We start from the raw sequence: 23461 nt of genomic DNA, 5'->3' as shown, positions 1-23461 counted from the left end.
ATCATGCCCCAATTTCTAAATTCGATGGACCATATTTGAAAGAATATGATTATGGGGTACAAAACTATAATAATTGAATATTATAAAACTCCTGTTTGACTAAAGTGTCATCCAGGAGTTTTTTGTATCCAATCGTAAGACTCCCACTTCTAAAGTGGGAGCGGCCCCGTTCTCCGCTTCGGTGGGGATAGAGTCCATCTTTCAGCGCCATAGCATATGGGCTAGGTGCTTTCGGCGAAAGCGTCCACAGGACACTTTCGCCGCCAAAGCCCCGATGTTCAGCTTTAGCTGAAGAAAATTCGCTTCCGATTATTGCAAGCAACTAAGCTAAATATTCCTGCAGCGAAAGCACTTGCGGTTTTGTCTGGCTTCTAATCTCCTGCAGCGCACGCACAACTGCTTTTGCAGTATCCATTGAGGAAAAACAGGGTACGCCATGTTCAACAGCTAAACGTCTTAACAAATAACCTGTATGTTCCGGAGTCGTTCCTTTTGTCGGTGTGCTAAGGATAAATGAAAACTCGCGCTGTCGAATAGCTTCCTGTAAAGCCTGACTTGATTCACTGACAACGTCAGCCTCTACACCGCAGAGGGCTAAAGCCTTGGCCGTATCGCCGATCCCCTTAACCCCAAAACCAAGCTGAGACAGTTGCCGGGCAAGAGTAATAGCCTCAGGACGGTCCTTTTCAGCCACAGATACTAATATGCTGCCATCCTGCGGCAGAGGAATTCGCGAGGCTGCAAAGGCTTTGGCCAAAGCATGGCCGAACTGAGTGTCCATTCCCAGGACTTCCCCCGTTGATTTCATTTCCGGTCCCAGGGAAGTTTCAACTTTGGTCAGTTTTTCGAAGGAAAAAACCGGGGCTTTAACGACAACATAGGGCATCTCGGGAGCAAGGCCATGTTTGCAGCCCAGTTCCTGCAATGACTTGCCTAAGGCAACCTGAACCGCTAAATTCACAAGAGGAATTCCCGTAACCTTAGAAAGAATGGGCACCGTTCGGCTTGCTCTGGGATTAACCTCCAAGACATACACTTTGCCGCGGACAACGACAAATTGTATATTGATGAGTCCTCGAATGCCGATTCCAGAAGCTAAGCGGCAAGTATAATCCTGAATCTGGTCAATTTCGGAAGGAGTCAAGCTTTGGGGAGGGTAGACCGCTAAGCTATCCCCGGAATGGACACCGGCGCGTTCTATATGCTCCATAATTCCGGCGATCACCGTGGTCTCTCCGTCGGAAACGGCATCAATTTCGACTTCTTTGCCATCTAAATAGCGATCCACTAAGATCGGATGTTCCGGTGAGAGGTAGATAGCCCGACGCAAGTAGTCTTTCAGTTCTTCAAGAGTATAGACGACTTGCATGGCACGTCCTCCAATGACATAGGAGGGGCGGACAATCACCGGAAATTCCAGTTCCTCCGCAACAGTGGCAGCCTGAGTAATAGAGGTCACACTGCGGCCTTCAGACTGGGGGATTCCTAAGCGGCATAACAGCTCGGCGAAACGTTCCCGATCCTCAGCCAGGTCAATGGAATCTACCGGTGTACCAAAAATCTTTACTCCAGCGCCTTCAAGCCGGCCAGCCAAATTAATGGCTGTTTGTCCGCCAAATTGAACAAGCACGCCGTCTGCTTGCTCTTTATGCAAAACATGAAGCACATCTTCGACAGTTAAAGGCTCAAAATAGAGTTTATCCGCCGTATCAAAATCCGTAGAAACTGTTTCAGGATTATTATTAACCATGATTGCTTCTACACCGGCCCCTTGCAAAGCCATAAGAGCATGGACGGAGCAATAATCGAACTCAATCCCTTGCCCAATCCTAATCGGTCCAGAACCCAAAACAACAATTTTAGGACCGGAAGTTACCTCGCCCTCATCTTCTTCTTCATAAGAAGAATAATAGTAAGGAGTTGCCGAGGCGAATTCCGCGGCACAAGTGTCTACAGTTTTGAAGACGGGGATTATCCCCAGTTCCATCCGCAAATTCCTTACCGCTTCCTCCGTCCGCCCCGTCAGCTTGGCAACGGCTAAATCCGAAAACCCTTTGACCTTAGCCAGGCGCAGCAATTCCGAAGTTAAGGGCTCACCTTGAAGGCGGCGTTCCAAAGATACCAGTTCCTTAATTTTAGCTAAATAGAAGGGATCAATTTGCGTAAGCATTTGAACTTCTAAACTCGTCCAATCCCGGCGAAAAGCTTCGGCAATCGCAAAAAAACGTTCATGGTCTGTTGAAGCCAGCTTGTCTTCAATTTCCATCTCTGTCCAGCCCCCGGAAGCAGCAATACGAAGGCCTACACTTCCGATTTCCAAGGAACGGGCTGCTTTTAAGAGAGCACCTTCCAAGGTTCGTTCCATCGCCATAACTTCGCCCGTTGCTTTCATTTGTGTGCCCAAGCGATGGTCTGCCGCCGGAAACTTATCAAAGGGCCAGCGCGGAAATTTAACAACAACATAATCCAAGGCCGGCTCAAAGCAGGCGCTCGTGTGCCCGGTAACAGGATTCGTTAATTCCGGAAGCGTAAAACCGACAGAGAGCAGGGCAGCCATTTTGGCAATGGGATAGCCCGTTGCTTTGGAGGCCAGAGCACTGGACCGGCTCACCCGAGGATTAACCTCGATGACCACATACTCCCGGCTCACCGGATTCAAGGCAAACTGAACATTACACCCTCCGTTGACACCTAAAGCCCGAATAATTTTTAAGGACGATGATCGCAGCATTTGGTATTCCACATCACTCAACGTTTGCGAAGGTGCTACGACAATGCTGTCTCCCGTATGGATACCGACGGGATCTATATTTTCCATATTACAAATTGTAATACAGTTGTCAGCGTCGTCCCGCATGACTTCATATTCAATTTCCTTCCAACCCGCTACACTTCGCTCAAGAAGGCATTGACCTATGGGGCTGGCTTGCAGTCCTCGATGTAAAATTTCTTCTAATTGTTTGGAATTCTTAGCAATTCCGCCGCCTGTTCCACCTAAAGTATAGGCAGGCCGAATAATCAGCGGGAAGCCTTGGCCCCGGGCGAAGTTTTTCCCTTCATCAAGGGTTGTCACAATCGTACTTTCAGCTACAGGCTCACCAAGAGCAAGCATAGTTTCTTTAAAGGCATCACGGTCTTCCGCCTTATAAATCGTTTCCGCATTGCAGCCAATCAAATCAACACCGTATTTTTTTAACACGCCGCTGCGTTCCAACTCCATGGCTAGGTTAAGACCCGTTTGCCCCCCCAGAGTTGGCAGCAAGGCGTCGGGATTTTCCTTTTCAATAATTCTGGCTAGGGATTCAGGCAAAAGTGGTTCGATGTACGTAAGATCAGCCATTGTAACATCAGTCATAATCGTGGCCGGATTACTGTTTGCTAAAACCACCTCTAAGCCCACTTCCCGTAAAGCTTTGCAGGCTTGAGTACCGGCATAATCAAATTCTGCGGCTTGCCCGATGACAATCGGCCCTGACCCAATGACAAGGACCTTTTTCCAAGCCGGATTAAGAGGCATGCTGAGCCCTCCATTCCTGCATTAATTGCGCAAACTCATCAAATAAATATAGAGATTCACTCGGGCCGGGACCGGCTTCCGGATGATATTGAACAGAAAATACGGGTAAATCCTGATGTTTAACCCCTTCAACACTTTGGTCGTTGAGATTGCGATGGGTTACATATAAAGGAGTCTGAGCTAAACTGTCCTCAGAAATCGCATAACCGTGATTCTGGGAAGTAATCGTTACCCGCTTCGTCTCAAGTTCCTGTACAGGTTGGTTTCCTCCCCGGTGTCCAAACTTCATCTTATAGGTATCGCCTCCTAAGGCCAACGACAAGAGTTGATGGCCGAGACAAATACCGAAAATAGGACGTTGGTTAATCAAGTTACGAATTGTTTCGATCCCTGCCTGAACACATTTAGGATCACCTGGACCATTGGAAAGGAATACCCCATCAGGACGCCGCTTGAGGATCTGCTCTGCCGAGGTGTTGTAGGGAACAACCGTCAACTGAAATCCCTGAGCCTGCATGGCCTGCAGAATATTTTTTTTGATCCCGAAATCCATAACCACAACATGAAAGGAGCCTTTTTCTGATTTCGTAGGCGGCAAGGTATATATTTTCTTGGTGCTGACGTCTGCTACAACGTTCTCCGGAACTTGCCAGGTTTTTAGATTGGCGGTTATCTCGTTAAGGTGTTCCAGGCGGGTTGTGATCACACCACGCAGAACCCCATATTCGCGAATAATTCTGGTCAGGGCACGGGTATCAATCCCTTTAATCCCTACAACGCCGGCTTGTGCCAATGTTCTCGAGATATTTTTTTCGAGCTGCCAATGATTGGGATTAAGGGCGGCCTCTTTGACGATAAATCCCTGTACTTGGACTTTTTCAGACTGATTATCCTGCTTGTTGATTCCGTAATTTCCGATGAGAGGATAGGTCATACAGACCATCTGCCCGGCATATGAGGGGTCTGTCAGTACCTCCTGGTAACCCGTCATTCCTGTGTTAAAGACCACTTCACCCCAGGTCTCGCCAGAAGCTCCAAAGGATTCCCCCATAAAAACTTTGCCTGTCTCAAGAACGAGTGCTGCCTTCATTTCATCCCTCCTCGGATCATCAATAAATTCGTTCTGCCTTGTCTCTACATGTTGCACAATAAATCTTCTTTTTCCGGACTACTTCCAAAGTTCAGCAAACACTTCGTCTAATAGTTGCAAAGCCTCATCAATTTCAGGTTTTTCCGCGATCAGTGGAGGAAGAAAACGCAGAGTCTTGCCGCCTACACAGTTAATGAGTAATCCTTTTTGGAGACAACGAGCTACTATTTCCGGGCCAAACTTAGAGACCGGCCAGCCAAGGATAAAGCCTTGCCCTCGGATAGGGTCTCCTGTTTGATACTTCTGTGCCAGATGTTCCAGTCCTTGTCGAAAATAGTTTGCTCTTTCTTGAACACCCGCAAAAAATCCGTCTTGAAGCATAATGTCTAAAACTGCACATCCGACTGCTGTAGCCAAAGGATTGCCGCCAAAGGTTGAAGCATGGTCTCCAGGCTGAAACACATTTGCGACCTTATCGGTGGCCAGCATTGCACCCATGGGAACACCGCCCCCTAAAGCCTTGGCCAAAGTCATAATATCGGGAGTCACTCCGCTCCACTCGTAGGCAAAGAGCTTACCGGTTCTTCCTACGCCGCACTGTACTTCATCAAAAATTAGCAAGGCGCCGTGTTGATCACACAGGTCCCGCGCAGCTTGGAGAAACTCCTTGGAACAAGGAATAACTCCTCCTTCACCTTGAATTGGTTCAATAAAGACCGCAGCCGTATTTTCGTTGACTTTAGCCTTTAACCCTTCCAAATCGTTAAGAGCCGTGTAACTTAAACCGACAGGCAAAGGAGCATACCCTTTTTGATACTTAGTTTGGCCTGTTAGGGTTAAGGTTGCCAAAGTACGCCCATGAAAAGAGTTTTCCAGGGATATTACTTCATATTTATGATCGCCGTGCATTTCTTTGGCATATTTGCGAGCCAGCTTAAAAGCCGCTTCATTGGCTTCAGCCCCGCTATTGCAGAAGAACACTTTGTCAGCAAAGGAATGCTTCACTAAACGCTCTGCGAGAGCAACTTGATTGGGAATCCAATATAAATTTGAAGTATGCAATAGTTCTTCAGCCTGTTCTTGAATAGCCTGCACAATCGCCGGATGGCTGTGTCCCAAAGAATTGACGGCTAACCCCGTTAAAAAATCCAAGTAGCGTTTTCCTTCAGTATCCCAAACCCAAACGCCTTTCCCTTTAACGATGGTCATAGGCAAGCGGCCATAAGTATTCATAACCACGTTTTTCCCACGCTCAATGATGGCCTCTGTGGATAAACCTTCTAACTGTGTCATTGTCTCATTCCTCCCTATCTCGATTTCAAATTCGGCATTTCATATAGTCTCTTAGTCCTTAAACATTGTTCCTATACCGCCGTCAGTAAATAGTTCCAGGAGAATAGCATGGCGTATTCGCCCATCGAGGATATGGACACTGCCTACCCCTTGTTCTAAGGCGGACACAGCACACTCAACTTTAGGCAGCATTCCGCCTTGCAAAACTCCTTCTTCAATCAGCGTATCTACTTCATCGCGAGTAACAGTTGAGATTAGTGAACCCGGATCTCCCACATCACGGAGAATACCACGCACATCGGTCAACAACAGCATTTTGTCTGCTTTCAGGGCTTCCGCGATTTTTCCCGCGGCGGTATCCGCATTGACATTGAAGGTTTCCCCGTTTTCACCGCTGGCGACCGGAGAGATTACAGGAATATATCCTTGCTCTAACAGAGTATTTAAAATACTAGGTGTCACTGTTTGGATCTCACCGACAAGGCCTAAATCGATTTCTTCCATGGTTCCGTCACTATTTTCCATTTTAAGAGGTTTCTTGGTTGCCATTAAGAGCTGAGCATCTTTTCCGGATAAGCCAACACTTTTGCCGCCAAAACGGTTCAACATAGCGACGATCTCTGTGTTCAGCTTCCCTACTAAAACCATTTGGGCTATTTCCATCGTTTGCGCATCGGTAACTCGCAAGCCCTTGATAAAATGGCTCTCAATGCCCACCTTTTTCAGCATTGAATTAATCTCAGGTCCGCCGCCATGAACCAAAACCGGACGGATCCCCACGGAATGCAAAAGCAAAATATCTAACATGACAGATTCCTTGAGTAACGGATCTACCATAGCATGCCCACCATATTTAATGACGACTGTCTTCCCTGCGAATTTTTGAATATAGGGCAGAGCCTCCACCAAAACACCGGCTTTGCCAATTCCCTCTTCAATCGGGGTCATTTCCTCCGCCTCCGCTCTTAGGTTCTATAACTCCCATTGATCGTGACATACTCATGGGTAAGGTCACAACCCCAGGCTGTAGCATTTTCCGATCCATCATTTAAAACTAACCGTATTTCTACTTCTTTGTGCTGTAAAATTTCTTTTGCGGTTTCTTCGGAAAAAGAAATCCCTTTCCCTGCTTGAGCTACGGCCAAACTACCCAGGAAAATATCAACACTGTTCGGATTAAAGTCTGCACCGGAATAACCTGCGGCAGTCAAAATCCTTCCCCAGTTGGCATCTTCCCCGAACAAAGCGGCTTTGACCAAACTGGATCCGCAAATACTGCGAGCAATTTTACGGGCATCCTCCTTTGTTTTAGCACCAGTAACCTCTACTTCCATAAACTTACTGGCACCCTCCCCATCACGGGCAATATCTTTAGCCAGTTGTATGCACATCGCCTTGACCATAGCTTCAAAGTTAACCATATCGTCGCCATTTGGTGCAATCCCAGACACACCATTGGCTAAAATCAACACCATATCATTGGTACTCGTATCTCCATCCACAGTCACCATATTGAAACTCTCTTCAACCGCTTCACGGAGAAGACGCTGCAAAACCGACGAGGGAACCGCTGCATCGGTTGTCAGAAACCCTAACATCGTTCCCATGTTCGGGTGAATCATTCCGGAACCTTTAGCCATGGCCCCAAGTTTGATAATCCCTCCTTGAGAACAAGGAAGTTCATAAGCATATTCTTTCACGACGGTATCTGTTGTCATAATAGCTAAGGCTGCTCGATGAGCTCCTTCCGTTAAAGAAGCATCAAGTTTTCCTTTGGAAGCCTTCTCCATAGTATTGAACAACTCCGTACCGGCGTTTTTAATACCGGTTAACACTCGTTCAAGGGGCATTTCAACACCAATCACGCCGGTTGAGGCCACAAGCACATCGTCCGGAGGAATTGCTGCAGCTTTTGCTACTGCCTCAGCCATTGCTTCAGCAGATTGGTCTCCAAACGCACCGACGCAGGCATTGGCATTGCCGCTATTAATGACAATACCTTGAGCCACTCCATTCTGTAGATGACGCTGATTTAAATAAAGAGGATGGGCCTTAACCAAATTTTTGGTATAGACCCCTGCAGCTTGAGCTTGAACTTTTGAATAAATTAACGCCACATCATATTTGTCCGGATATTTAATCTCTGCTTTTACACCTTCGGCATAGAATCCCTGCGCTGCCGCGATACCGCCCGCAATTTGTTTCCAAGGTTCAACCGTATTATTCATAGTCTCATACTCCTTCACTTAGGGCCAGAGCGCTGTCCCGCTTATTCCCTGTTCTTCCGCCCATCCCATGATCAGATTCATATTTTGCACTGCCTGCCCTGCAGCGCCTTTCATCAAATTATCGATAGTAGATACTATAACTGCATTACCGGTTCTTCGATCTACAGTTAATTGCAAAAAGGCGTGATTGCTGCCGCTGGAAAATTTCGTCTGAGGCCAGGTTCCTTGCGGCAAAAGGTGAACAAACTGTTCGTTCTCATAGTGTTTTAACCAGCAGTTCCTCAAGTCTGGTTCATTGATTCCCTCTTTAACCTTGGCATAGATGGTGATTAACATTCCCCGTGTCATGGGCACCAGGTGAGGGGTGAAATTTATCGTTAATGGCTGACCGGCCGCCCGGGAAAGTTCTTGCTCTATTTCAGGAGTATGGCGATGGCTAGCCACTCCATAGGCTTTAAAATTTTCGTTAACCTCTGAAAAGTGATTGCCTAAAGAAACCCCTCGACCTGCACCCGAAACACCCGATTTAGCATCGATGACCAACATTTCCGTCTGAAGCAGACGCTCTTTCAGCAGAGGGACAAGGGCCAATAAGGTCGCCGTAGGATAACAGCCAGGATTGGCAATTAAAGATTGACCTTTAATTTTCTCGCGGTATAACTCTGGTAAACCATACACCGCCTTACTAAGCAAATCTGCGTCGGGATGCTTTAACTTGTACCATTCCTCATAAACTTGGGCTGAATTCAAGCGAAAATCCGCTCCTAAGTCAACAACCTTTATATGGCGATCAAGAAATGCTCTTGCCCTGGAAGCTGTCAAGCCATGAGGAAGAGCACAGAATAAAACATCAAGATCAGGAACATCTTCATCTTGCAAAATACCAATATTTTGACCGCTCCAGTGCGGATAAACTTCCTCATACCCTTGACCTGCCACACTAGACGATGAAAGAACAATCTCACCAACTTCTTCATGGCGACGCAAGAGCCGTACCAATTCCTGTCCTGCATACCCCGTGGCCCCTAGTACACCAACTCTCATTGTCATTTCCTCCACTCATGTTTTGTTTTCATAATTATACATTTGTACGTATAATAATTCAATGCCCCCCATTAAAAAAGAGCCTGTCTTAACCAGCCTCTTTTTCTTTAAATCGTTGATCAGGGTTAACTTGCCTTAGTTTATGACAATTTATCCCCAATTATTATTCATTATTCTTGCTGAACAGATTCAACTTTTGGATCGAAACTCTTTCTTAATTTGCTGCAGCAGTTTTTTGTCCCGCAGTACATCGGATCCAGTAAAAGCAAGAATTTGCATTGCCAGCATAACAAGCTTTTCCCCTTCCGAAGACAGAGCCGCCTTCGCAAATTCTTTAGTATGTGGTATCTCTGTCCCGCTGCCCAAGGCTAAATAAGGATGAATTGCTGGAACCGCCCGACTGACATTGCCCATATCCACTGAACCCATTGCCGTCTGAGGAGGAGCAATATGATGAATCCCTAATTCTCGCAGATTTTTTGTAAAGCAATCTGCCAAGGTTAAATTTGTGCGCATTTCGTCGTAAGAAAATTCGAATTTCTTCCAAGTCATTTTGGCAGAAACCATCGCTGCTGCCCCTTCGGCGCAGCGAATGACTTGCTCCCGCAGTTCATCAAGGTCTTTTCGCTTCCGCGCCCGGAGGTAAAAGCGAGCAACGGCGCGATCCGGAATAATATTGGGAACCGTGCCTCCTTCAGTAATAACTCCATTGATCTTCATGTCCTGAGGGATTTGCTTTTTGAGAGAATTAATACCCACAAAGAAATTGATCACTGCATCGAGGGCATTTATTCCAAAATAGGAGGCCGCAACCGCATGAGCAGCCCTGCCATGAAAGGTAAATTCCAAAGCATCCAAAGCCAGGCTGGAAATCACAGGAACATTTTGACTTCCGGGATGAAACATTATGGCGGCATCGACACCTTTGAACATTCCTTCTTCGACCAGTGTCACTTTAGCTCCGCTGGTTTCTTCGGCCGGGCTGCCAACCACAATAATTTCCCCAGGGAGTTCCAAACTCTTGCTTAATACTACAGCCGCTCCGGCACTGGCGGCACCAATTAAATTATGTCCACAGCCGTGGCCAACCCCGGGCAAAGCGTCATACTCGGCCAGAAAGGCAATCTTAGGTCCGGGAATATTGCTTTTAAAACAAGCCAAGAAAGCAGTTTCTACTCCCGCAACTCCTTTCTTCACCTCAAACTCATGCTTTTTCAGGAAATTACTTAACACCTCAGAAGCGAAGTATTCTTTATATCCGAGTTCCGGGTGCTCACCGATCTGACGAGCAATTTCCCACACTTCTTTGTGCAGATGCTGTGCCTGATCTCGATAAAAAGCCTTTATGGCATCCATGCACATCCCATCTCTCTGCTTATTTTTTCAGTCCCTTGATATCTCCCCTAAATCTCTAAGGCTTACTGCATACCTATTCAAAAAGTATTTTGTTTAAACCTTGCTTCCGGCGACAAATACGAACGATTGTTAATTTCGTTTCTAATACTATTTTACCTACAATTCATTTTCGGCGCAACGAATATTCTGTTTCTTCCTCGACTTCTTTAGCGAAGTCTCACGTTGTTCAGTTTAAACTGAACGAGTAGAACGATGTCCAAGTCTTGATTCAATTCTGAGTTGCCTTTTGTTTACTGAAATACTCATTTAATCCTTGATAAATTGCGACAGCCAATGTCTCCTGATACTCCGGAGTCGTTAATAATTTCTCTTCTGCAGGGTTCGATAAGAAACCAACTTCAACGGTGACAGCTGCCTGATGTGCCTTTTTGAGAATATAGATATCCTTATTTGCTTTAATAACCCGTTTCCCCTTTGTCATAAGATTCAATTTTTCTTGAATAGCTTGCGCTAATAACTTTCCTTCCGCTGAATCTGCATTATAAAACGTTTGAGCTCCAGTCAATTTTTCATTGGGAAAACTATTAGCATGAATACTAATAAATACATTGGCCTGAGCTTCCAGTGCCAATTGAATTCGTTGAGCTAAATCTTCTCGTTTCCGTTTTAAAAGTCCTTGGGATGTTCCTAAATCTTTATCTTCTTCACGTACCATAATTGTTTTTGCGCCGCTTTGCTGAATATGAGCTTGCAGACGTTTCGCTATCGCTAAGGTAATATCTTTTTCTAAGACTTTGTTCTTTCCTACGGCCCCGGGATCAACTCCGCCATGACCTGCGTCAATAACAACCACTCGATGACCAAGGGTCCAGCTCCAAATTTTCTGGTTTGTGCCTTCAAATTTCCAAGTCGCAGCAAGAATTAGACAAACCATTAGAATGCTGCCTATGATTAACACTTTGCGAGGCCTAAAAGCAACTACCCGGATTGTTTTCATTTTTTCACCCTCCCCATCTATTCCGTCACTACAATATGGGGAGAGGGAGAAAAATATTCGTTGAGTAGGTTACTTTAGATTAAAAAGACAAAACCCCCCAAACCAAGAAGGTCTGAGGGGTTCTGATGATTAACGTTTGGAGAATTGTGGAGCCTTACGGGCTTTCTTCAAGCCGTATTTACGACGTTCCTTCATTCGTGGGTCACGAGTCAGGAAACCGGCGCGTTTCAAGCTTGGACGAAGACTTGCATCAGCCTTCAATAAAGCGCGGGCTATTCCGAGACGAATTGCACCGGCTTGACCGGTAGTTCCGCCTCCGTGAGCAAGGGCGATAACATCATATTTAGCAAGAGTATCCGTTATATTAAAAGGTTGCTGAACAATCATTTCTAAAGTTTTCTTACCGAAGTACTCCGATAATTCACGTTTGTTGATCGTAAATTTCCCTTCACCGGGAATAAGACGAACGCGAGCAATAGCGTTCTTGCGGCGGCCTGTTGCCGCATATTGTAATTGAGTTGCCATAGTTATTCTTCCTCCTTCCTATACCTACTGTATTGTCCAAACTTCAGGTTGTTGAGCTTGATGAGGGTGTGATTCTCCCTTATACACTTTTAACTTAGTGTACATTTGAGCGCCCAACTTGTTATGAGGAAGCATTCCCTTAACAGCATGTTCCATCGCACGTTCAGGCATTGTTTTCATCAGCTTCTTGTAAGGGATCTCTTTCAATCCGCCAGGAAAGCCGGAGTGACGACGATAAAGTTTAGCATTTAGTTTATTACCCGTAAGTAATAACTTTTCTGCATTAATGATAATAACGTGATCCCCTGTATCGACATTCGGGGTAAAAGTTGGTTTATGTTTACCTCTTAGGATACGTGCCGCTTCTGTGGCAACACGGCCCAAAGGGATACCTGCAGCGTCAATGATATACCATTTGCGCTCTTGGTCCTGCGCCTTCGCAAAAAACGTAGTCATGACTTTCCCTCCAAAAATTATCAGTTTTCCGTTTTGTTTCACGCTCATGGGGCTCAATCATGCTCGTGATATGCCAAAGTTATGGGGCTCAAGCACAACCATGACATAAAAACTCATAATGCTATTTTATTTAGATTTTCTTTTCTTGTCAAGTCAATTCCTTGTCAAGTTCAATTTGAAAGACGATTTTCCTCTTCCAGACTCTGATACGACGATTCACGCCGACAAAAGAGCGTTCATAAGGTCAAAACGGCAAGCAATCTGGAAGTTCACTTAGAATTAAGATCGGGAAATACTTCAAAAGGGCTTTCCTCAGTATAATTCACATGGGTCAGAAACAAACCATGAGCGGGAGCAATCAAGCGGGCACGTCTCCGCTCCTGACTCCGAATAATATCCGGTATCTCTTCCGGGACAATTCGCCCTTTTCCCACATCAACGAGTGTACCAACAATAATTCGTACCATATGATACAAAAATCCGTCTCCAACACAAGTTACATAGATCAAATCCTGATCAAACCGTACCTGACAGCGATAAAGCGTTCTTTCAAAAGTTTTGCTGTCACCTCCGGCGGCAGCGAAGGTTTTAAAATTATGCCTTCCTTCCAGAAAATTTGCTGCCGCTTGCATGTTGGAACTATTAAGAGGTACGGGAATGTGCCAGGTATATAACCGTTTAAAAACCTCCGGTATCCGCCGATTATCAATCTGGTAATCATAGCGCTTCCACATAGCAGACCAGCGCGCATTAAAATCGAAAGGGACATTCTCTGCCAGAAGAATACGTATATCCTTAGGCAGCAAACTATTAAAAGCCTTAGGAATTTTATCTTCCGGTATTCTTGCTTCTGTTTCGAAATTAACAATCTGGCCGGAGGCATGAACACCGGCGTCAGTCCGTCCAGCCATAGCTAGAGTCACCTTTTCATCCACCAGTCGTTTCCATACGTCTTCTAAGGTTCCTTGGATCGTAGGACCGGCTGTCTCGATCTGGCGCTGAAAACCATGATAATTTGTACCGTCATAGGCTACCTTGAGCCGTATGTTTCGCATCGTATGCCACCAACCTCCACGAAGTCCCGTTTTAGTGCCAGATTAACAGCAGCAATCCCCATAGTCCAACAGCAATTCCGCCCCAACGGTCAGTAGCGGTTCTTTCATGAATTAAGAAGGTTCTAAAGCTGCCTGAACCATATCCGCGGGCTAACATAGTTTCCCCAAGTTCTTCTGCTCGCTTTAAACTAATAAGAATTATGGGAACAACAAGCTGGCATATCTCCCATGAGCGCTGCAGCCATGTGACTGGCCAATTTCCCTTTATCATTCTCGCCTTCCAGATTAACGCAGCTTCTTCACCCAGGAGCGGAATAAAACGCAAGGTCAGAGTCAGCAAGAGGGCAAATTCTGCTGCTTTAGTTGAAAGTCTAGTCAGTGGTGCGAAATAATAAACAATTCCCAGGCCTTGTTCCATAGGAAGGGTTACTGCCGCAAAAAGCCTGGTCAAACCAAAAATTAAGGTTATTCGCCAGAGCATTAGAACAGCCTGCAATAAACCAACCTTCGACCAGTGCCCCTGCCAGAAGGAAGCTGATTGACCCCAGACCCACCCCGCAGCAAAGCCATAAAATAGCCCTAACCAGATGAGGACAAAAGTCATCCCCCGAAATAACCTCAAAGGCGTATGACTTATGATCACCAGCCCCATTAGTGCCAATGACGTCAGAACTAACCCCTGCCAGCGAGTCAGCGTCAGGAGGAGTGACAAGATCGCCAATCCACCCACCTTTAGCCTTGGGTCCAGCCGATGGAGAACACTATCGCTGAACCAATAGAGTTCATGAGAATTCATCGCCTCTCCTCCTCTTAACAACGAACCCCAGAACAGATGAATTTGTCCTGATAGCTGCTCCACTCCTCGACGGGGCAGTCAAGCGCCACTTCGCCGTTCTCGACGAGCCAAATCCTGTCTGCTGCTCCCAACACGTCTCTAAGATCATGGGTTACGAAAAGAATTGTAATGTCCTGGAGAGAGAAAATCAGCCTCTGGATACTCTCCCTGCTCTTAGCATCCAGGCCAAGCAACGGTTCATCCAGAAGCAGAATCTCCGGTAAGGTCCTCATGGCGGCTGCCAAAGCTACTTTTTGTCGCTCGCCTCCGCTTAGCCTTTCAGGAGCAACCCTTGCCAGATAATCAGGGATCCCATAGCGGTTCAAATACAATCCCTGCTCTAGGCTGAGAGATTTTGGAGCAGACTTTTGCTGGTCGTAAAATATTTCTCCGCAAACACTGCGGCCGATTAGATATTCTCCCGCCTCTTGCAGGACGAAGCCCATTTTTCGTCGCAAATCGCCGATATTATGCTTGTTCATTACTTTTCCGTTAACCGATAAGCGCCCTTCTGACGGCAGGGTAAAGCCATAAACGCTTTCTAAAATTGTTGTTTTACCAGCTCCCGAAGGTCCCACAATTGCCAAAAATTCACCGGGTCTTATAGACTTATCAATCTTTAGACGTGAAAAAAAATCTGCCTCTTCCCATACTAAAATCGGACGTTGATCCTCTTTCATTGGTCTGGCTTTCAACTCTGAAGATCCTTGATTTTGCAGCTTCGTTTCAAACATTGAGAGTTCAGCATAATAATGCTTAAAAGCATCTCTGGGGTTGCCCCAATCAACAAGAAATCCATCAGCAAGAACAAGCAATCTGTCTGCCTGTCGTGCCAGTTCCGAATCGTGGGTAATCCATAGCTGTCCTGTCGTAGGCCGCGCTTTTCTTAGGAGCTCTAAAATTCTCTCTTGAGCTTTGGCATCAAGCATGCTTAACGCTTCATCCAAAATTAAAAAGGATGGTTGAAGTGCTAGGATCGCTGCTGTGACAAGTCTTTGTCGTTGTCCGCCGGATAGTGTCGCGGGTGATTGATTCTCTTTTCCCTGCAGCCCAATCTCGTTTGTCAATTGGGACACATGTTGACGCACAGTTTCTTGATCCATTCCGAGGTTAATTAAACCGAAACCCAACTCTTCAGCAACTGTTGCCCCGATTGTCTGACGCCGTGGATGTTGGCCTATAAAAGCTATCTCCCGCCATCGTTCAACACTCTCCCAGGGAAGAACACTTCCATTTTGCTGTAAGCGGATCTCACCTTTATTGGGTACAATTAGACCAGCAAACAAACGGGCAATAGTCGATTTACCGGCACCGTTCAAACCCATCAGGGCAATGATTTCCCCTTGCCGCCAGTTCATGGTAACTCCTTTGAGGATGTTACCATAGCAAACGTTTTGAAGTTCAAGAACCTTCGGTGAGTTCAAGATACCACTCCCTAAAGTTAGCAAAGGCCGGGTGCTTAACCTGTAAGCAACCCGGCCTTTAGCAACTCGCTTCTAGACGAGTTCAACGATAACCAATGACGCAGCATCTCCTCGGCGCATGCCGAGTTTCATAATACGAGTATAGCCTCCCTGACGGTCAGCATACTTTGGCGCAATGGTATCAAATAATTTTTTAACGACATCCTCATCCATCAGATAAGACATCGTTAAGCGACGTGCTGCCAGATCGCCTTGCTTTCCAAGCGTAATCATCTTTTCAGCAATTGAACTAAGTTCCTTGGCGCGTGCTTCGGTCGTTTCAATACGTTCGTGTTGTAATAGGGAAGTGACAATGTTACGTAACATTGCTCCGCGATGACCTGAATTTCTTCCCAACTTGCGGTAAGGCATTACTTTCCCTCCTTTTGCACCGAATTAGTCCTCAGATGGGCGGAACGATAAACCTAAGTCTTTAAGCTTGAATTCCACTTCTTCTAAAGATTTACGACCAAGGTTACGTACTTTAATCATGTCTTCTTCCGTTTTCTGAGTTAACTCTTCAACGGAGTTAATTCCTGCACGTTTCAAGCAATTGTAAGAACGGACAGACAGATCCAATTCCTCAATGGTCATTTCGAGGATTTTATCTTTAGCTTCTTCTTCTTTTTCTACCATGATTTCAACATTATTGAGTTTATCTGTAAGTCCCATAAAGAGGCGCAAATGGTCGCTCAAAATTTTTGCAGCCGAACTTGTAGCCTCTTCTGGAGAAATACTGCCATTAGACCATACTTCAAGGGTTAACTTGTCATAATCCGTAGTTTGCCCTACCCGAGTGTCCTCTACGGTATAGTTAACCTTGTAAATAGGAGCAAAGATAGAGTCAATAGGGATAACTCCTATAACTTGATCAGGCTTTTTATTTCGGTCTGCAGAAACGTAACCACGTCCGCGTTCTACAGTCATTTCCATAAATAATCGGCCATCATGGTCTAAAGTAGCAATTTTTAAGTCACGGTTTAGAATCTCAATATCTGGGTCGGTTATGATATCTCCCGCCGTCACAATCCCTTCATGTTGGGATTCTAAACGAATGACTCTGGGTTCGTCAGTATAGCCTTTTAAGGCTAAGGACTTTAAATTAAGAATGATGTCAGTGACATCTTCTAAGACACCCGGAATCGTGGAAAACTCATGGAGTACCCCTTCAATTTTGACTGATGTAACCGCTGACCCTTCAAGAGAGGATAACAGGATCCGTCTTAGTGAGTTTCCTAAGGTGATCCCGTAACCCCTTTCCAAAGGCTCAACTACAAATTTTGCATAGGAGTCATCTTCAGAACGCTCGACACACTCGATTCTGGGCTTCTCGATTTCTAACATCGGAATGCACCTTCTTTCTCGAGAACTTGATATACAAACCATCCGACCCATAAGGGCAGAACGTCAACATTAACGGGAGTATTTCTCCACGATGAGGTGTTCTTGAATTGGAAGTTGAATATCTTCACGAGTAGGAAGCGCAACAATGGTTCCTGTAGCTGCATTTGCATCCAGGCTTAACCATCCCGGTACAGAACGTGATCCCAAGTTTTCCAGAAGTTGTTTCACTCTGGGTGAACTCTTACTGCCTTCTTTGACAGCAACAACTTCACCAACACGTACTGAATAGGAAGGTATATCGACTCGTTTACCATTCACGGTAAAGTGACCATGACTCACGAGTTGACGGGCTTCCGGACGGGATGAAGCAAAACCCAAGTGGAATACGACATTATCCAAGCGTCGTTCTAACAAGACTAATAAGTTCTCACCGGTAACTCCTTTGCGGCGAGCTGCCTCATCAAAATAGTGTTGGAATTGTTTTTCCATGACACCATATAAACGACGGGCTTTTTGTTTTTCACGCAACTGAAGACCATACTCAGTAGGCTTCTTGCCACGAGCCTGACCGTGTTGTCCGGGGGCGTAAGCACGACGGTCAATAGCACATTTTCCAGTATAGCAACGTTCCCCTTTAAGGAACAACTTCATACCTTCACGCCGACATAAGCGACAAACTGGTCCAGTATATCTAGCCATGATTACACACCTCCTATACCCTTCTGCGTTTTGGTGGCCGACAACCATTATGTGGAATCGGTGTCACATCTTTAATCAAATTAACTTCTAAGCCTGCAGCTTGCAGAGCACGAATGGCAGCCTCACGTCCTGCTCCAGGACCTTTTACATAACATTCAACATCTTTCAAACCATGTTCCATTGCAGCCTTTGCACAAGTCTCAGCAGCCATTTGTGCTGCAAATGGTGTGCTTTTACGTGAACCTTTAAACCCTAAGGAACCTGCACTTGACCAGGAGAGTGCGTTCCCGCTGGTATCCGTAATGGTCACCATGGTGTTGTTGAAGGTGGACTTGATATGGGCAATTCCACTGTCAATATTCTTACGTTCCCGGCGCTTTGTCCGGACAACTTTACGTGCCATCTCGGTTATCCCTCCTTATTACTTCTTACGTTTTGCTCCGACAGTTTTAGCCGGACCCTTGCGAGTACGAGCATTGGTTTTCGTGCGTTGTCCTCTTACGGGAAGTCCCCGACGATGACGCAAACCACGATAGCAACCAATTTCCATCAGACGCTTGATATTGAGGGAAACTTCGCGACGCAAATCGCCTTCAATTTTAAACTCTTTATCAATAACTTCCCGAAGCTTGCCGACTTCGTCCTCTGACAAGTCACGCACTCGGACATCTGGACTCACACCTGTTTTGGCGAGAATCTTATGTGAAGTCGGAAGCCCAATGCCATAAATATAGGTCAAGGCAACTTCTATGCGTTTCTCGCGCGGTAAATCAACCCCAGCGATACGTGCCATCTAAAATTTACACCTCCAATGTTTTCAGCTCTTACCATTATAAAAATCGGTGCATTAGAGAAAATCTCCAATCAGCCGCGCAACCGAAACTGTTTACCCTTGGCGTTGTTTGTGCTTTGGGTTTTCGCAAATGACCATGATCTTGCCATGTCTGCGAATAATTTTACATTTTTCGCAGATGGTTTTAACAGAAGGCTTTACTTTCACCGTAATCCCTCCCTTGACTTACTTAAACCTATAAGTGATTCTGCCCCGTGACAGGTCATAGGGAGAAAGTTCCACCGTCACCCGATCACCAGGAAGAATCCTAATAAAATTCATGCGTATTTTACCTGAGACATGGGCCAATACTTTGTGTCCGTTGGGCAATTCCACGGAAAACATCGCATTTGGCAATGGCTCTAATACTTTACCTTCTACTTCAATAACGTCTTCTTTAGACATACTTAAATTCCCCTCCTCTGACAATCCTACGGTATAGACCTAACTTCGAGTCAGAATTTCCAAGCCATTTTCCGTAATTGCGACTGTGTGCTCGAAATGAGACGACGGCTTCTTGTCTTTCGTGACCACAGTCCAGTGATCCTTCAGCGTCAGCACTTCATACGTCCCCATGTTCACCATGGGCTCAATAGCCAAGGCCATACCTACCTCGAGTCGTGGCCCCCGGCCAGGCTTGCCAAAATTAGGGATCTGCGGATCCTCGTGCATGGCTCGGCCAATTCCGTGCCCGACATAATCACGCACAACCGAAAAGCCGTTGTCTTCCACATGCTTTTGAACTGCGTGTGATATATCATAAAGTCGATTTCCAACTTTCGCCTGAGCAATACCGAACATTAATGATTCTTCAGTTACCTTCAAGAGTTTTAGGAGATTTTCATCAACATCTCCGATTGGCAGAGTAACAGCAGCATCTCCGAAATATCCATCAATGACCGCTCCGCAATCAATACTGATAATATCTCCAGATTCTAAACTCCTTAAACTTGGTATTCCATGAACAACCTGTTCATTAACCGATGTGCAGAGTGTTGCCGGAAACCCATTGTAACCTTTAAATGCAGGAATTGCACCTTGAGCACGAATATATTCCTCTGCCTTGCGATCCAATTCAAGAGTTGTAATCCCAGGCCTTGCGACCTCACGCATTAATGCGAGGGTATCTGCCACAATTTTTCCTGCCTTACGCATCCTCTTAAACTGGCTTGCATTTTTAAGCTCTATCATGGTTAATTAGCCCAAGGCCTTGAGAATATCCGCAAAGACCTTATCGATTGGCTGATCGCCATTGATGCGTTTCAGCAGTCCTTGTTGTTGATAGAAATTAATCAAGGGTTCTGTCTGTTGATTATAAACGTTTAAGCGATTCTTGGCAGTTTCCACAGTATCGTCTGAGCGTTGATAAAGCTCTCCGCCGCACTGACCACAGACGCCTTCCTGTTGGGGAGGATTGAAAACCATATGATATGAAGCTCCGCATTTGCGGCAGACACGGCGGCCGGTTAGACGCGGAATTAAGACATCCTCGGCTACTTCGATATTGATGACGCCATCAAGCTTCATGCCAAGACGATCCAAGATCTCATTTAAAGCATTCCCTTGAGCCAGTGTACGAGGGAACCCATCAAGAAGGAACCCTTCAGCACAATCCGGCTGTGCTAATCGTTCAGCAACAATTCCAATGGTAACTTCATCCGGAACTAATCCGCCGGCATCCATATAAGATTTCGCTTTTAGACCTAAAGCAGTTCCTTCTTTAATTGCTGCACGGAACATATCACCTGTGGAGATATGAGGAAAATGGAATTTTTCCACCAGTGGATTTGCTTGAGTACCTTTACCTGCTCCTGGACCGCCCATTAATATAATTTTCATCTCTATTCCTCCTTTACTTCATAAACCCTTGATAATGCCTTGACATAAGCTGGGATTCGATCTGTTTCATCGTTTCAAGCGCAACCCCAACTACGATCAAAAGGGAAGTACCACCAAAATAGATGTTTTTAAGACCCGTCAGTCCCATGACTATTGTCGGTAGAATTGCTATCAATGCAAGGAATATGCCGCCTGCCAGCGTAATGCGGCTAAGAATCTTGGACAGATATTCAGCCGTAGGACGCCCAGGACGAAGGCCAGGGATAAATCCTCCATACTTCTTCAAGTTGTCTGCTACATCCACTGGATTAAAGGTAACAGCCGTGTAGAAGTAAGTAAAGAATATTATGAGCACTGCGTAGACCAGCAAATACGGAATGGACTGAACCGAGCCATTCATGCTGAACCAAGTGTTGACAAATCTCGCAAATCCAGAAGTTGGCATCCATGTTGCAATCGTCTGCGGAAACGCGAGCAAAGAAATCGCGAAGATAACCGGAATAACACCGGCTTGATTAACCTTCAAGGGGATGTGACTGCTTTGTCCTCCATAGACCCGGCGACCAACAACTCGTTTCGCATATTGAACCGACACTCGTCGAGTTCCTTCCTGAACATAGACAACTCCTGCAATAATAAATACCACAATGACTGCCAGTCCAAGAAGCGAAAAGACGTTGATCTCATTGACCGTAAACAAACTATACAAGTATTTTAGAGCATCAGGTACACGAGAAACAATACCTGCAAAAATAATCAGCGAGATACCATTTCCGACACCGTTTTCTGTTATCGCTTCACCAAGCCACATTAAAAATGCTGTACCCGCAGTTAAGACGAGAGCCACCAAAATGTAAATTGCCCACTTCCAAGAGGAGTTGGGAATCATTAAGGCGCTGCGAATCCCAAAGGTAAGACCAAAGGCCTGAACAAAACCCAAAGCAACGGTAGAATATCGTGTATATTGGGTAATTTTTTTGTGGCCATAATCGCCTTCTTTAGAGAGTCTTTCTAAAGATGGGATTACTATCGTCAGCAACTGTAAAATGATAGAAGCTGTAACATAAGGAGTAATGCTTAAGGCAAATACTGTCAGTCTTTTGAAGGAACCCCCTGAGAGCGTGTCCATAAAATCGAACATGCCCCCAGTTCCAAGCATATTCTTTAAAACTTCATGATTAACATACGGAATGGGAATATGTGCTCCGATACGGAAGATCAGGAACATAAGAAGAGTGTAACCGATTTTCTTCCTGAGATCCGCTACATTCCACGCATTCTTCAGGGAATCGAAAATCATACTACTCCACCTCTACTTTGCCACCAGCTGCAACTATCTTTTCTGCCGCGGCAGGGCTGACTTTGTCAATCTTGACGGTCAGAGCTTTGGTTAATTCCCCCGTTGCTAAAATCTTTACACCATCTTTTACAGCCTTAATCAGACCACTCTCTAAGAGGCTTTCAAGGGTGATTACCGTCCCGTTTTCAAAACGTTCTAGATCGCGTACATTCAGAGCAACAATTTCTTTTCTGGAAATATTTTTAAAGCCACGTTTCGGCATTCTGCGGTAAAGTGGATTTTGTCCGCCTTCAAAACCAGGACGGACACCTCCGCCTGCACGGGCATTTTGTCCTTTATGCCCTTTGCCGGCTGTTTTGCCATTACCCGATCCTATTCCACGCCCGAGACGTTTCGGGGCATGAGTTGATCCTTCAGCAGGCTTAAGATCATGCAGTTTCATACTCGCCCACACCTCCTTCTATTGAACTTGTTCGACTGTTACTAAATGCATACATTTATGAATCATCCCTAAAATGCCTGGGGAGTCTTCATGAACAGCACTTGAGCCAACTTTTCCCAGTCCAAGTGCTTGCAAAACTTTATGCTGCGCCTTTGAATAACCAATCGGACTCTTCGTCAGCGTCACTTTAATTTTCATGACCAACCCTCCTTAACCTAGAATTTCTTCTACGTTTTTACCTCGGAGTTTGGCAATCTCATCTGGACGCTTAAGAGATTTTAACGCAGCCATTGTCGCATTGACCATATTATGCGCGTTTGCCGAACCCAAAGACTTTGCTAAGATATCATGCACGCCTGCAGCTTCAAGAACCGCACGAACTGCGCCTCCTGCAATAACACCAGTTCCTTTGGAAGCTGGCTTTAACAAAACTTGTCCTGCGCCGAATATTCCTACAATAGGATGAGTAATGGTCGTACCATGCATAGGAATAGAAAGAAGGTTCTTCTTCGCATCTTCGACTCCCTTGCGGATAGCCTCAGGAACTTCACCAGCTTTGCCTAATCCTGCTCCTACACGTCCATGACCATCACCAACAACAACGAGGGCACTGAAACTAAAGCGGCGTCCGCCCTTTACAACTTTAGCAACACGGGCTATATGAACGACCCTCTCATTCAACTCCGACTTGTTTGCTTCGAATTTCGCCAATTTGATTTTTCCCTCCTTTACCCTAGCTTAAAAGCTGAGTCCAGCTTCACGTGCTGATTCTGCTAATGCAGAGATTCGGCCATGATAGAGATTGCCTCCACGATCGAAAACAACCTGCGTAATCCCTTTTTCAAGAGCTTTCTTTGCGATCATTTCGCCGACTTTTTGAGCCCCAGAAGTATTTCCACCGGACAGGTTTGCTGCTTTAAATTCCGGATCAAGGGAAGAAGCAGCTGCCAGTGTCACACCAAGCTCATCATTGATCACTTGAGCGTAGATATGATTCAAGCTTCGAAATACTGCCAAACGCGGACGATCTGCGACGCCGGTTATTGCTTTGCGGATACTCTTATGCTTTTTAATGCGAAGAGCCTTTCGATCAATGCGCTTAATCAAAGGGTACACACTCCTTTCAGAACTGCAAGAGATTTGGCC

28 protein-coding genes are annotated in these 23461 nt (G+C 45.7%); all 28 read right to left on the bottom strand.

Annotation, left to right across the window (positions count from 1 at the left end; translation table 11 throughout):
• Positions 1–64: 64 nt before the first annotated feature.
• Positions 65–322 (bottom strand): hypothetical protein, encoded by a 258-nt coding sequence (locus ACPUYX_RS08325; protein WP_426379227.1) that lies wholly within the window; start codon positions 320–322, stop codon positions 65–67.
• Positions 323–3517, bottom strand: coding sequence for a carbamoyl-phosphate synthase large subunit (gene carB / locus ACPUYX_RS08320; protein ID WP_426379226.1), 3195 nt, complete (start codon positions 3515–3517; stop codon positions 323–325). It lies immediately after the preceding gene.
• Positions 3507–4607, bottom strand: a complete 1101-nt coding sequence (gene carA / locus ACPUYX_RS08315) for a glutamine-hydrolyzing carbamoyl-phosphate synthase small subunit (protein ID WP_426379225.1) — start codon at positions 4605–4607, stop codon at positions 3507–3509. Before carA ends, carB begins: the two co-directional genes overlap by 11 nt.
• A 78-nt stretch (positions 4608–4685) precedes the next feature.
• Positions 4686–5900, bottom strand: coding sequence for an acetylornithine transaminase (locus ACPUYX_RS08310; protein ID WP_426379224.1), 1215 nt, complete (start codon positions 5898–5900; stop codon positions 4686–4688).
• A 51-nt stretch (positions 5901–5951) separates the two neighbouring features.
• Positions 5952–6848: an acetylglutamate kinase gene (gene argB / locus ACPUYX_RS08305; RefSeq protein ID WP_426379223.1), complete on the bottom strand. Its 897-nt coding sequence runs from the start codon at positions 6846–6848 to the stop codon at positions 5952–5954.
• A gap of 17 nt (positions 6849–6865) precedes the next feature.
• Positions 6866–8128: a bifunctional glutamate N-acetyltransferase/amino-acid acetyltransferase ArgJ gene (argJ, locus tag ACPUYX_RS08300; RefSeq protein WP_426379222.1), complete on the bottom strand. Its 1263-nt coding sequence runs from the start codon at positions 8126–8128 to the stop codon at positions 6866–6868.
• A gap of 18 nt (positions 8129–8146) precedes the next feature.
• Positions 8147–9172 carry an N-acetyl-gamma-glutamyl-phosphate reductase gene (argC, locus tag ACPUYX_RS08295; RefSeq protein WP_426379221.1) on the bottom strand — a complete coding sequence of 342 codons (1026 nt, stop codon included), beginning with the start codon at positions 9170–9172 and terminating at the stop codon, positions 8147–8149.
• 189 nt (positions 9173–9361) lie between these two features.
• Entirely contained in the window at positions 9362–10528 is a 1167-nt protein-coding gene (locus ACPUYX_RS08290) for a M20 family metallopeptidase (protein WP_426379220.1), read from the bottom strand.
• A 268-nt stretch (positions 10529–10796) separates the two neighbouring features.
• Complete coding sequence (locus ACPUYX_RS08285; protein WP_426379219.1) at positions 10797–11525, bottom strand: N-acetylmuramoyl-L-alanine amidase; 729 nt, start codon at positions 11523–11525, stop codon at positions 10797–10799.
• Positions 11526–11654: 129 nt separating this feature from the next.
• Positions 11655–12050 carry a 30S ribosomal protein S9 gene (rpsI, locus tag ACPUYX_RS08280; protein ID WP_047808654.1) on the bottom strand — a complete coding sequence of 132 codons (396 nt, stop codon included), beginning with the start codon at positions 12048–12050 and terminating at the stop codon, positions 11655–11657.
• A 24-nt stretch (positions 12051–12074) separates the two neighbouring features.
• Positions 12075–12506 (bottom strand): 50S ribosomal protein L13, encoded by a 432-nt coding sequence (gene rplM, locus ACPUYX_RS08275; protein ID WP_426379218.1) that lies wholly within the window; start codon positions 12504–12506, stop codon positions 12075–12077.
• A gap of 269 nt (positions 12507–12775) precedes the next feature.
• Positions 12776–13561 carry a tRNA pseudouridine(38-40) synthase TruA gene (gene truA, locus ACPUYX_RS08270; RefSeq protein ID WP_426379217.1) on the bottom strand — a complete coding sequence of 262 codons (786 nt, stop codon included), beginning with the start codon at positions 13559–13561 and terminating at the stop codon, positions 12776–12778.
• Positions 13562–13592: 31 nt separating this feature from the next.
• On the bottom strand, positions 13593–14357 hold the full coding sequence (locus ACPUYX_RS08265; protein ID WP_426379216.1) for an energy-coupling factor transporter transmembrane component T family protein: 765 nt from the start codon (positions 14355–14357) through the stop codon (positions 13593–13595).
• Positions 14358–14371: 14 nt separating this feature from the next.
• Positions 14372–15820, bottom strand: a complete 1449-nt coding sequence (locus tag ACPUYX_RS08260) for an ABC transporter ATP-binding protein (RefSeq protein ID WP_426379215.1) — start codon at positions 15818–15820, stop codon at positions 14372–14374.
• Positions 15821–15892: 72 nt separating this feature from the next.
• A complete protein-coding gene (rplQ, locus tag ACPUYX_RS08255) occupies positions 15893–16231 on the bottom strand; it encodes a 50S ribosomal protein L17 (RefSeq protein WP_426379214.1) in 339 nt (112 codons plus the stop codon).
• A 24-nt stretch (positions 16232–16255) separates the two neighbouring features.
• Positions 16256–17203, bottom strand: a complete 948-nt coding sequence (locus tag ACPUYX_RS08250; RefSeq protein WP_047808649.1) for a DNA-directed RNA polymerase subunit alpha — start codon at positions 17201–17203, stop codon at positions 16256–16258.
• Positions 17204–17272: 69 nt separating this feature from the next.
• Positions 17273–17902: a 30S ribosomal protein S4 gene (gene rpsD / locus ACPUYX_RS08245; RefSeq protein ID WP_426379213.1), complete on the bottom strand. Its 630-nt coding sequence runs from the start codon at positions 17900–17902 to the stop codon at positions 17273–17275.
• Between the two features lie 13 nt (positions 17903–17915).
• Positions 17916–18305 (bottom strand): 30S ribosomal protein S11, encoded by a 390-nt coding sequence (gene rpsK, locus ACPUYX_RS08240; RefSeq protein WP_308894339.1) that lies wholly within the window; start codon positions 18303–18305, stop codon positions 17916–17918.
• Between the two features lie 18 nt (positions 18306–18323).
• Complete coding sequence (rpsM, locus tag ACPUYX_RS08235; RefSeq protein ID WP_047808647.1) at positions 18324–18695, bottom strand: 30S ribosomal protein S13; 372 nt, start codon at positions 18693–18695, stop codon at positions 18324–18326.
• A 93-nt stretch (positions 18696–18788) separates the two neighbouring features.
• Complete coding sequence (gene rpmJ / locus ACPUYX_RS08230; protein WP_083995862.1) at positions 18789–18902, bottom strand: 50S ribosomal protein L36; 114 nt, start codon at positions 18900–18902, stop codon at positions 18789–18791.
• Positions 18903–18920: 18 nt separating this feature from the next.
• On the bottom strand, positions 18921–19139 hold the full coding sequence (infA, locus tag ACPUYX_RS08225; protein WP_014825592.1) for a translation initiation factor IF-1: 219 nt from the start codon (positions 19137–19139) through the stop codon (positions 18921–18923).
• 39 nt (positions 19140–19178) lie between these two features.
• A complete protein-coding gene (gene map, locus ACPUYX_RS08220; RefSeq protein WP_426379212.1) occupies positions 19179–19925 on the bottom strand; it encodes a type I methionyl aminopeptidase in 747 nt (248 codons plus the stop codon).
• A gap of 6 nt (positions 19926–19931) precedes the next feature.
• Positions 19932–20573, bottom strand: coding sequence for an adenylate kinase (locus ACPUYX_RS08215; RefSeq protein WP_426379211.1), 642 nt, complete (start codon positions 20571–20573; stop codon positions 19932–19934).
• Between the two features lie 13 nt (positions 20574–20586).
• The gene (secY, locus tag ACPUYX_RS08210; RefSeq protein WP_426379210.1) at positions 20587–21873 is read right to left on the bottom strand and encodes a preprotein translocase subunit SecY; all 1287 of its coding nucleotides are present in this window, start codon (positions 21871–21873) and stop codon (positions 20587–20589) included.
• 1 nt (position 21874) lies between these two features.
• Positions 21875–22315 (bottom strand): 50S ribosomal protein L15, encoded by a 441-nt coding sequence (gene rplO, locus ACPUYX_RS08205; protein ID WP_088228143.1) that lies wholly within the window; start codon positions 22313–22315, stop codon positions 21875–21877.
• A gap of 18 nt (positions 22316–22333) precedes the next feature.
• Entirely contained in the window at positions 22334–22513 is a 180-nt protein-coding gene (gene rpmD, locus ACPUYX_RS08200; RefSeq protein WP_426379209.1) for a 50S ribosomal protein L30, read from the bottom strand.
• Positions 22514–22525: 12 nt separating this feature from the next.
• Entirely contained in the window at positions 22526–23026 is a 501-nt protein-coding gene (gene rpsE / locus ACPUYX_RS08195) for a 30S ribosomal protein S5 (RefSeq protein ID WP_426379208.1), read from the bottom strand.
• A gap of 27 nt (positions 23027–23053) precedes the next feature.
• Positions 23054–23422, bottom strand: coding sequence for a 50S ribosomal protein L18 (gene rplR, locus ACPUYX_RS08190; RefSeq protein ID WP_088228145.1), 369 nt, complete (start codon positions 23420–23422; stop codon positions 23054–23056).
• Between the last annotated feature and the right edge of the window lie 39 nt (positions 23423–23461).

This window comes from Desulfosporosinus sp. SYSU MS00001 (assembly GCF_049943955.1).
In the GTDB taxonomy this organism is placed as follows: domain Bacteria; phylum Bacillota; class Desulfitobacteriia; order Desulfitobacteriales; family Desulfitobacteriaceae; genus Desulfosporosinus.
Note: the sequence above shows the minus strand (reverse complement) of the source record. Positions and strands in the feature narration are given on the sequence as shown.

Coding starts and splice junctions, on each gene's coding strand:
- carB (WP_426379226.1), bottom strand. CDS start 3,517: ATGCCTCTTAATCCGGCTTGGAAAAAGGTCCTTGTCATTGGGTCAGGG.
- carA (WP_426379225.1), bottom strand. CDS start 4,607: ATGAAGGCAGCACTCGTTCTTGAGACAGGCAAAGTTTTTATGGGGGAA.
- ACPUYX_RS08310 (WP_426379224.1), bottom strand. CDS start 5,900: ATGACACAGTTAGAAGGTTTATCCACAGAGGCCATCATTGAGCGTGGG.
- argB (WP_426379223.1), bottom strand. CDS start 6,848: ATGACCCCGATTGAAGAGGGAATTGGCAAAGCCGGTGTTTTGGTGGAG.
- argJ (WP_426379222.1), bottom strand. CDS start 8,128: ATGAATAATACGGTTGAACCTTGGAAACAAATTGCGGGCGGTATCGCG.
- argC (WP_426379221.1), bottom strand. CDS start 9,172: ATGAGAGTTGGTGTACTAGGGGCCACGGGGTATGCAGGACAGGAATTG.
- ACPUYX_RS08290 (WP_426379220.1), bottom strand. CDS start 10,528: ATGGATGCCATAAAGGCTTTTTATCGAGATCAGGCACAGCATCTGCAC.
- ACPUYX_RS08285 (WP_426379219.1), bottom strand. CDS start 11,525: ATGAAAACAATCCGGGTAGTTGCTTTTAGGCCTCGCAAAGTGTTAATC.
- rpsI (WP_047808654.1), bottom strand. CDS start 12,050: ATGGCAACTCAATTACAATATGCGGCAACAGGCCGCCGCAAGAACGCT.
- rplM (WP_426379218.1), bottom strand. CDS start 12,506: ATGACTACGTTTTTTGCGAAGGCGCAGGACCAAGAGCGCAAATGGTAT.
- truA (WP_426379217.1), bottom strand. CDS start 13,561: ATGCGAAACATACGGCTCAAGGTAGCCTATGACGGTACAAATTATCAT.
- ACPUYX_RS08265 (WP_426379216.1), bottom strand. CDS start 14,357: ATGAATTCTCATGAACTCTATTGGTTCAGCGATAGTGTTCTCCATCGG.
- rplQ (WP_426379214.1), bottom strand. CDS start 16,231: ATGCCTTACCGCAAGTTGGGAAGAAATTCAGGTCATCGCGGAGCAATG.
- ACPUYX_RS08250 (WP_047808649.1), bottom strand. CDS start 17,203: ATGTTAGAAATCGAGAAGCCCAGAATCGAGTGTGTCGAGCGTTCTGAA.
- rpsD (WP_426379213.1), bottom strand. CDS start 17,902: ATGGCTAGATATACTGGACCAGTTTGTCGCTTATGTCGGCGTGAAGGT.
- rpsK (WP_308894339.1), bottom strand. CDS start 18,305: ATGGCACGTAAAGTTGTCCGGACAAAGCGCCGGGAACGTAAGAATATT.
- rpsM (WP_047808647.1), bottom strand. CDS start 18,695: ATGGCACGTATCGCTGGGGTTGATTTACCGCGCGAGAAACGCATAGAA.
- infA (WP_014825592.1), bottom strand. CDS start 19,139: ATGTCTAAAGAAGACGTTATTGAAGTAGAAGGTAAAGTATTAGAGCCA.
- map (WP_426379212.1), bottom strand. CDS start 19,925: ATGATAGAGCTTAAAAATGCAAGCCAGTTTAAGAGGATGCGTAAGGCA.
- ACPUYX_RS08215 (WP_426379211.1), bottom strand. CDS start 20,573: ATGAAAATTATATTAATGGGCGGTCCAGGAGCAGGTAAAGGTACTCAA.
- secY (WP_426379210.1), bottom strand. CDS start 21,873: ATGATTTTCGATTCCCTGAAGAATGCGTGGAATGTAGCGGATCTCAGG.
- rplO (WP_088228143.1), bottom strand. CDS start 22,315: ATGAAACTGCATGATCTTAAGCCTGCTGAAGGATCAACTCATGCCCCG.
- rpmD (WP_426379209.1), bottom strand. CDS start 22,513: ATGAAAATTAAAGTGACGCTGACGAAGAGTCCGATTGGTTATTCAAAG.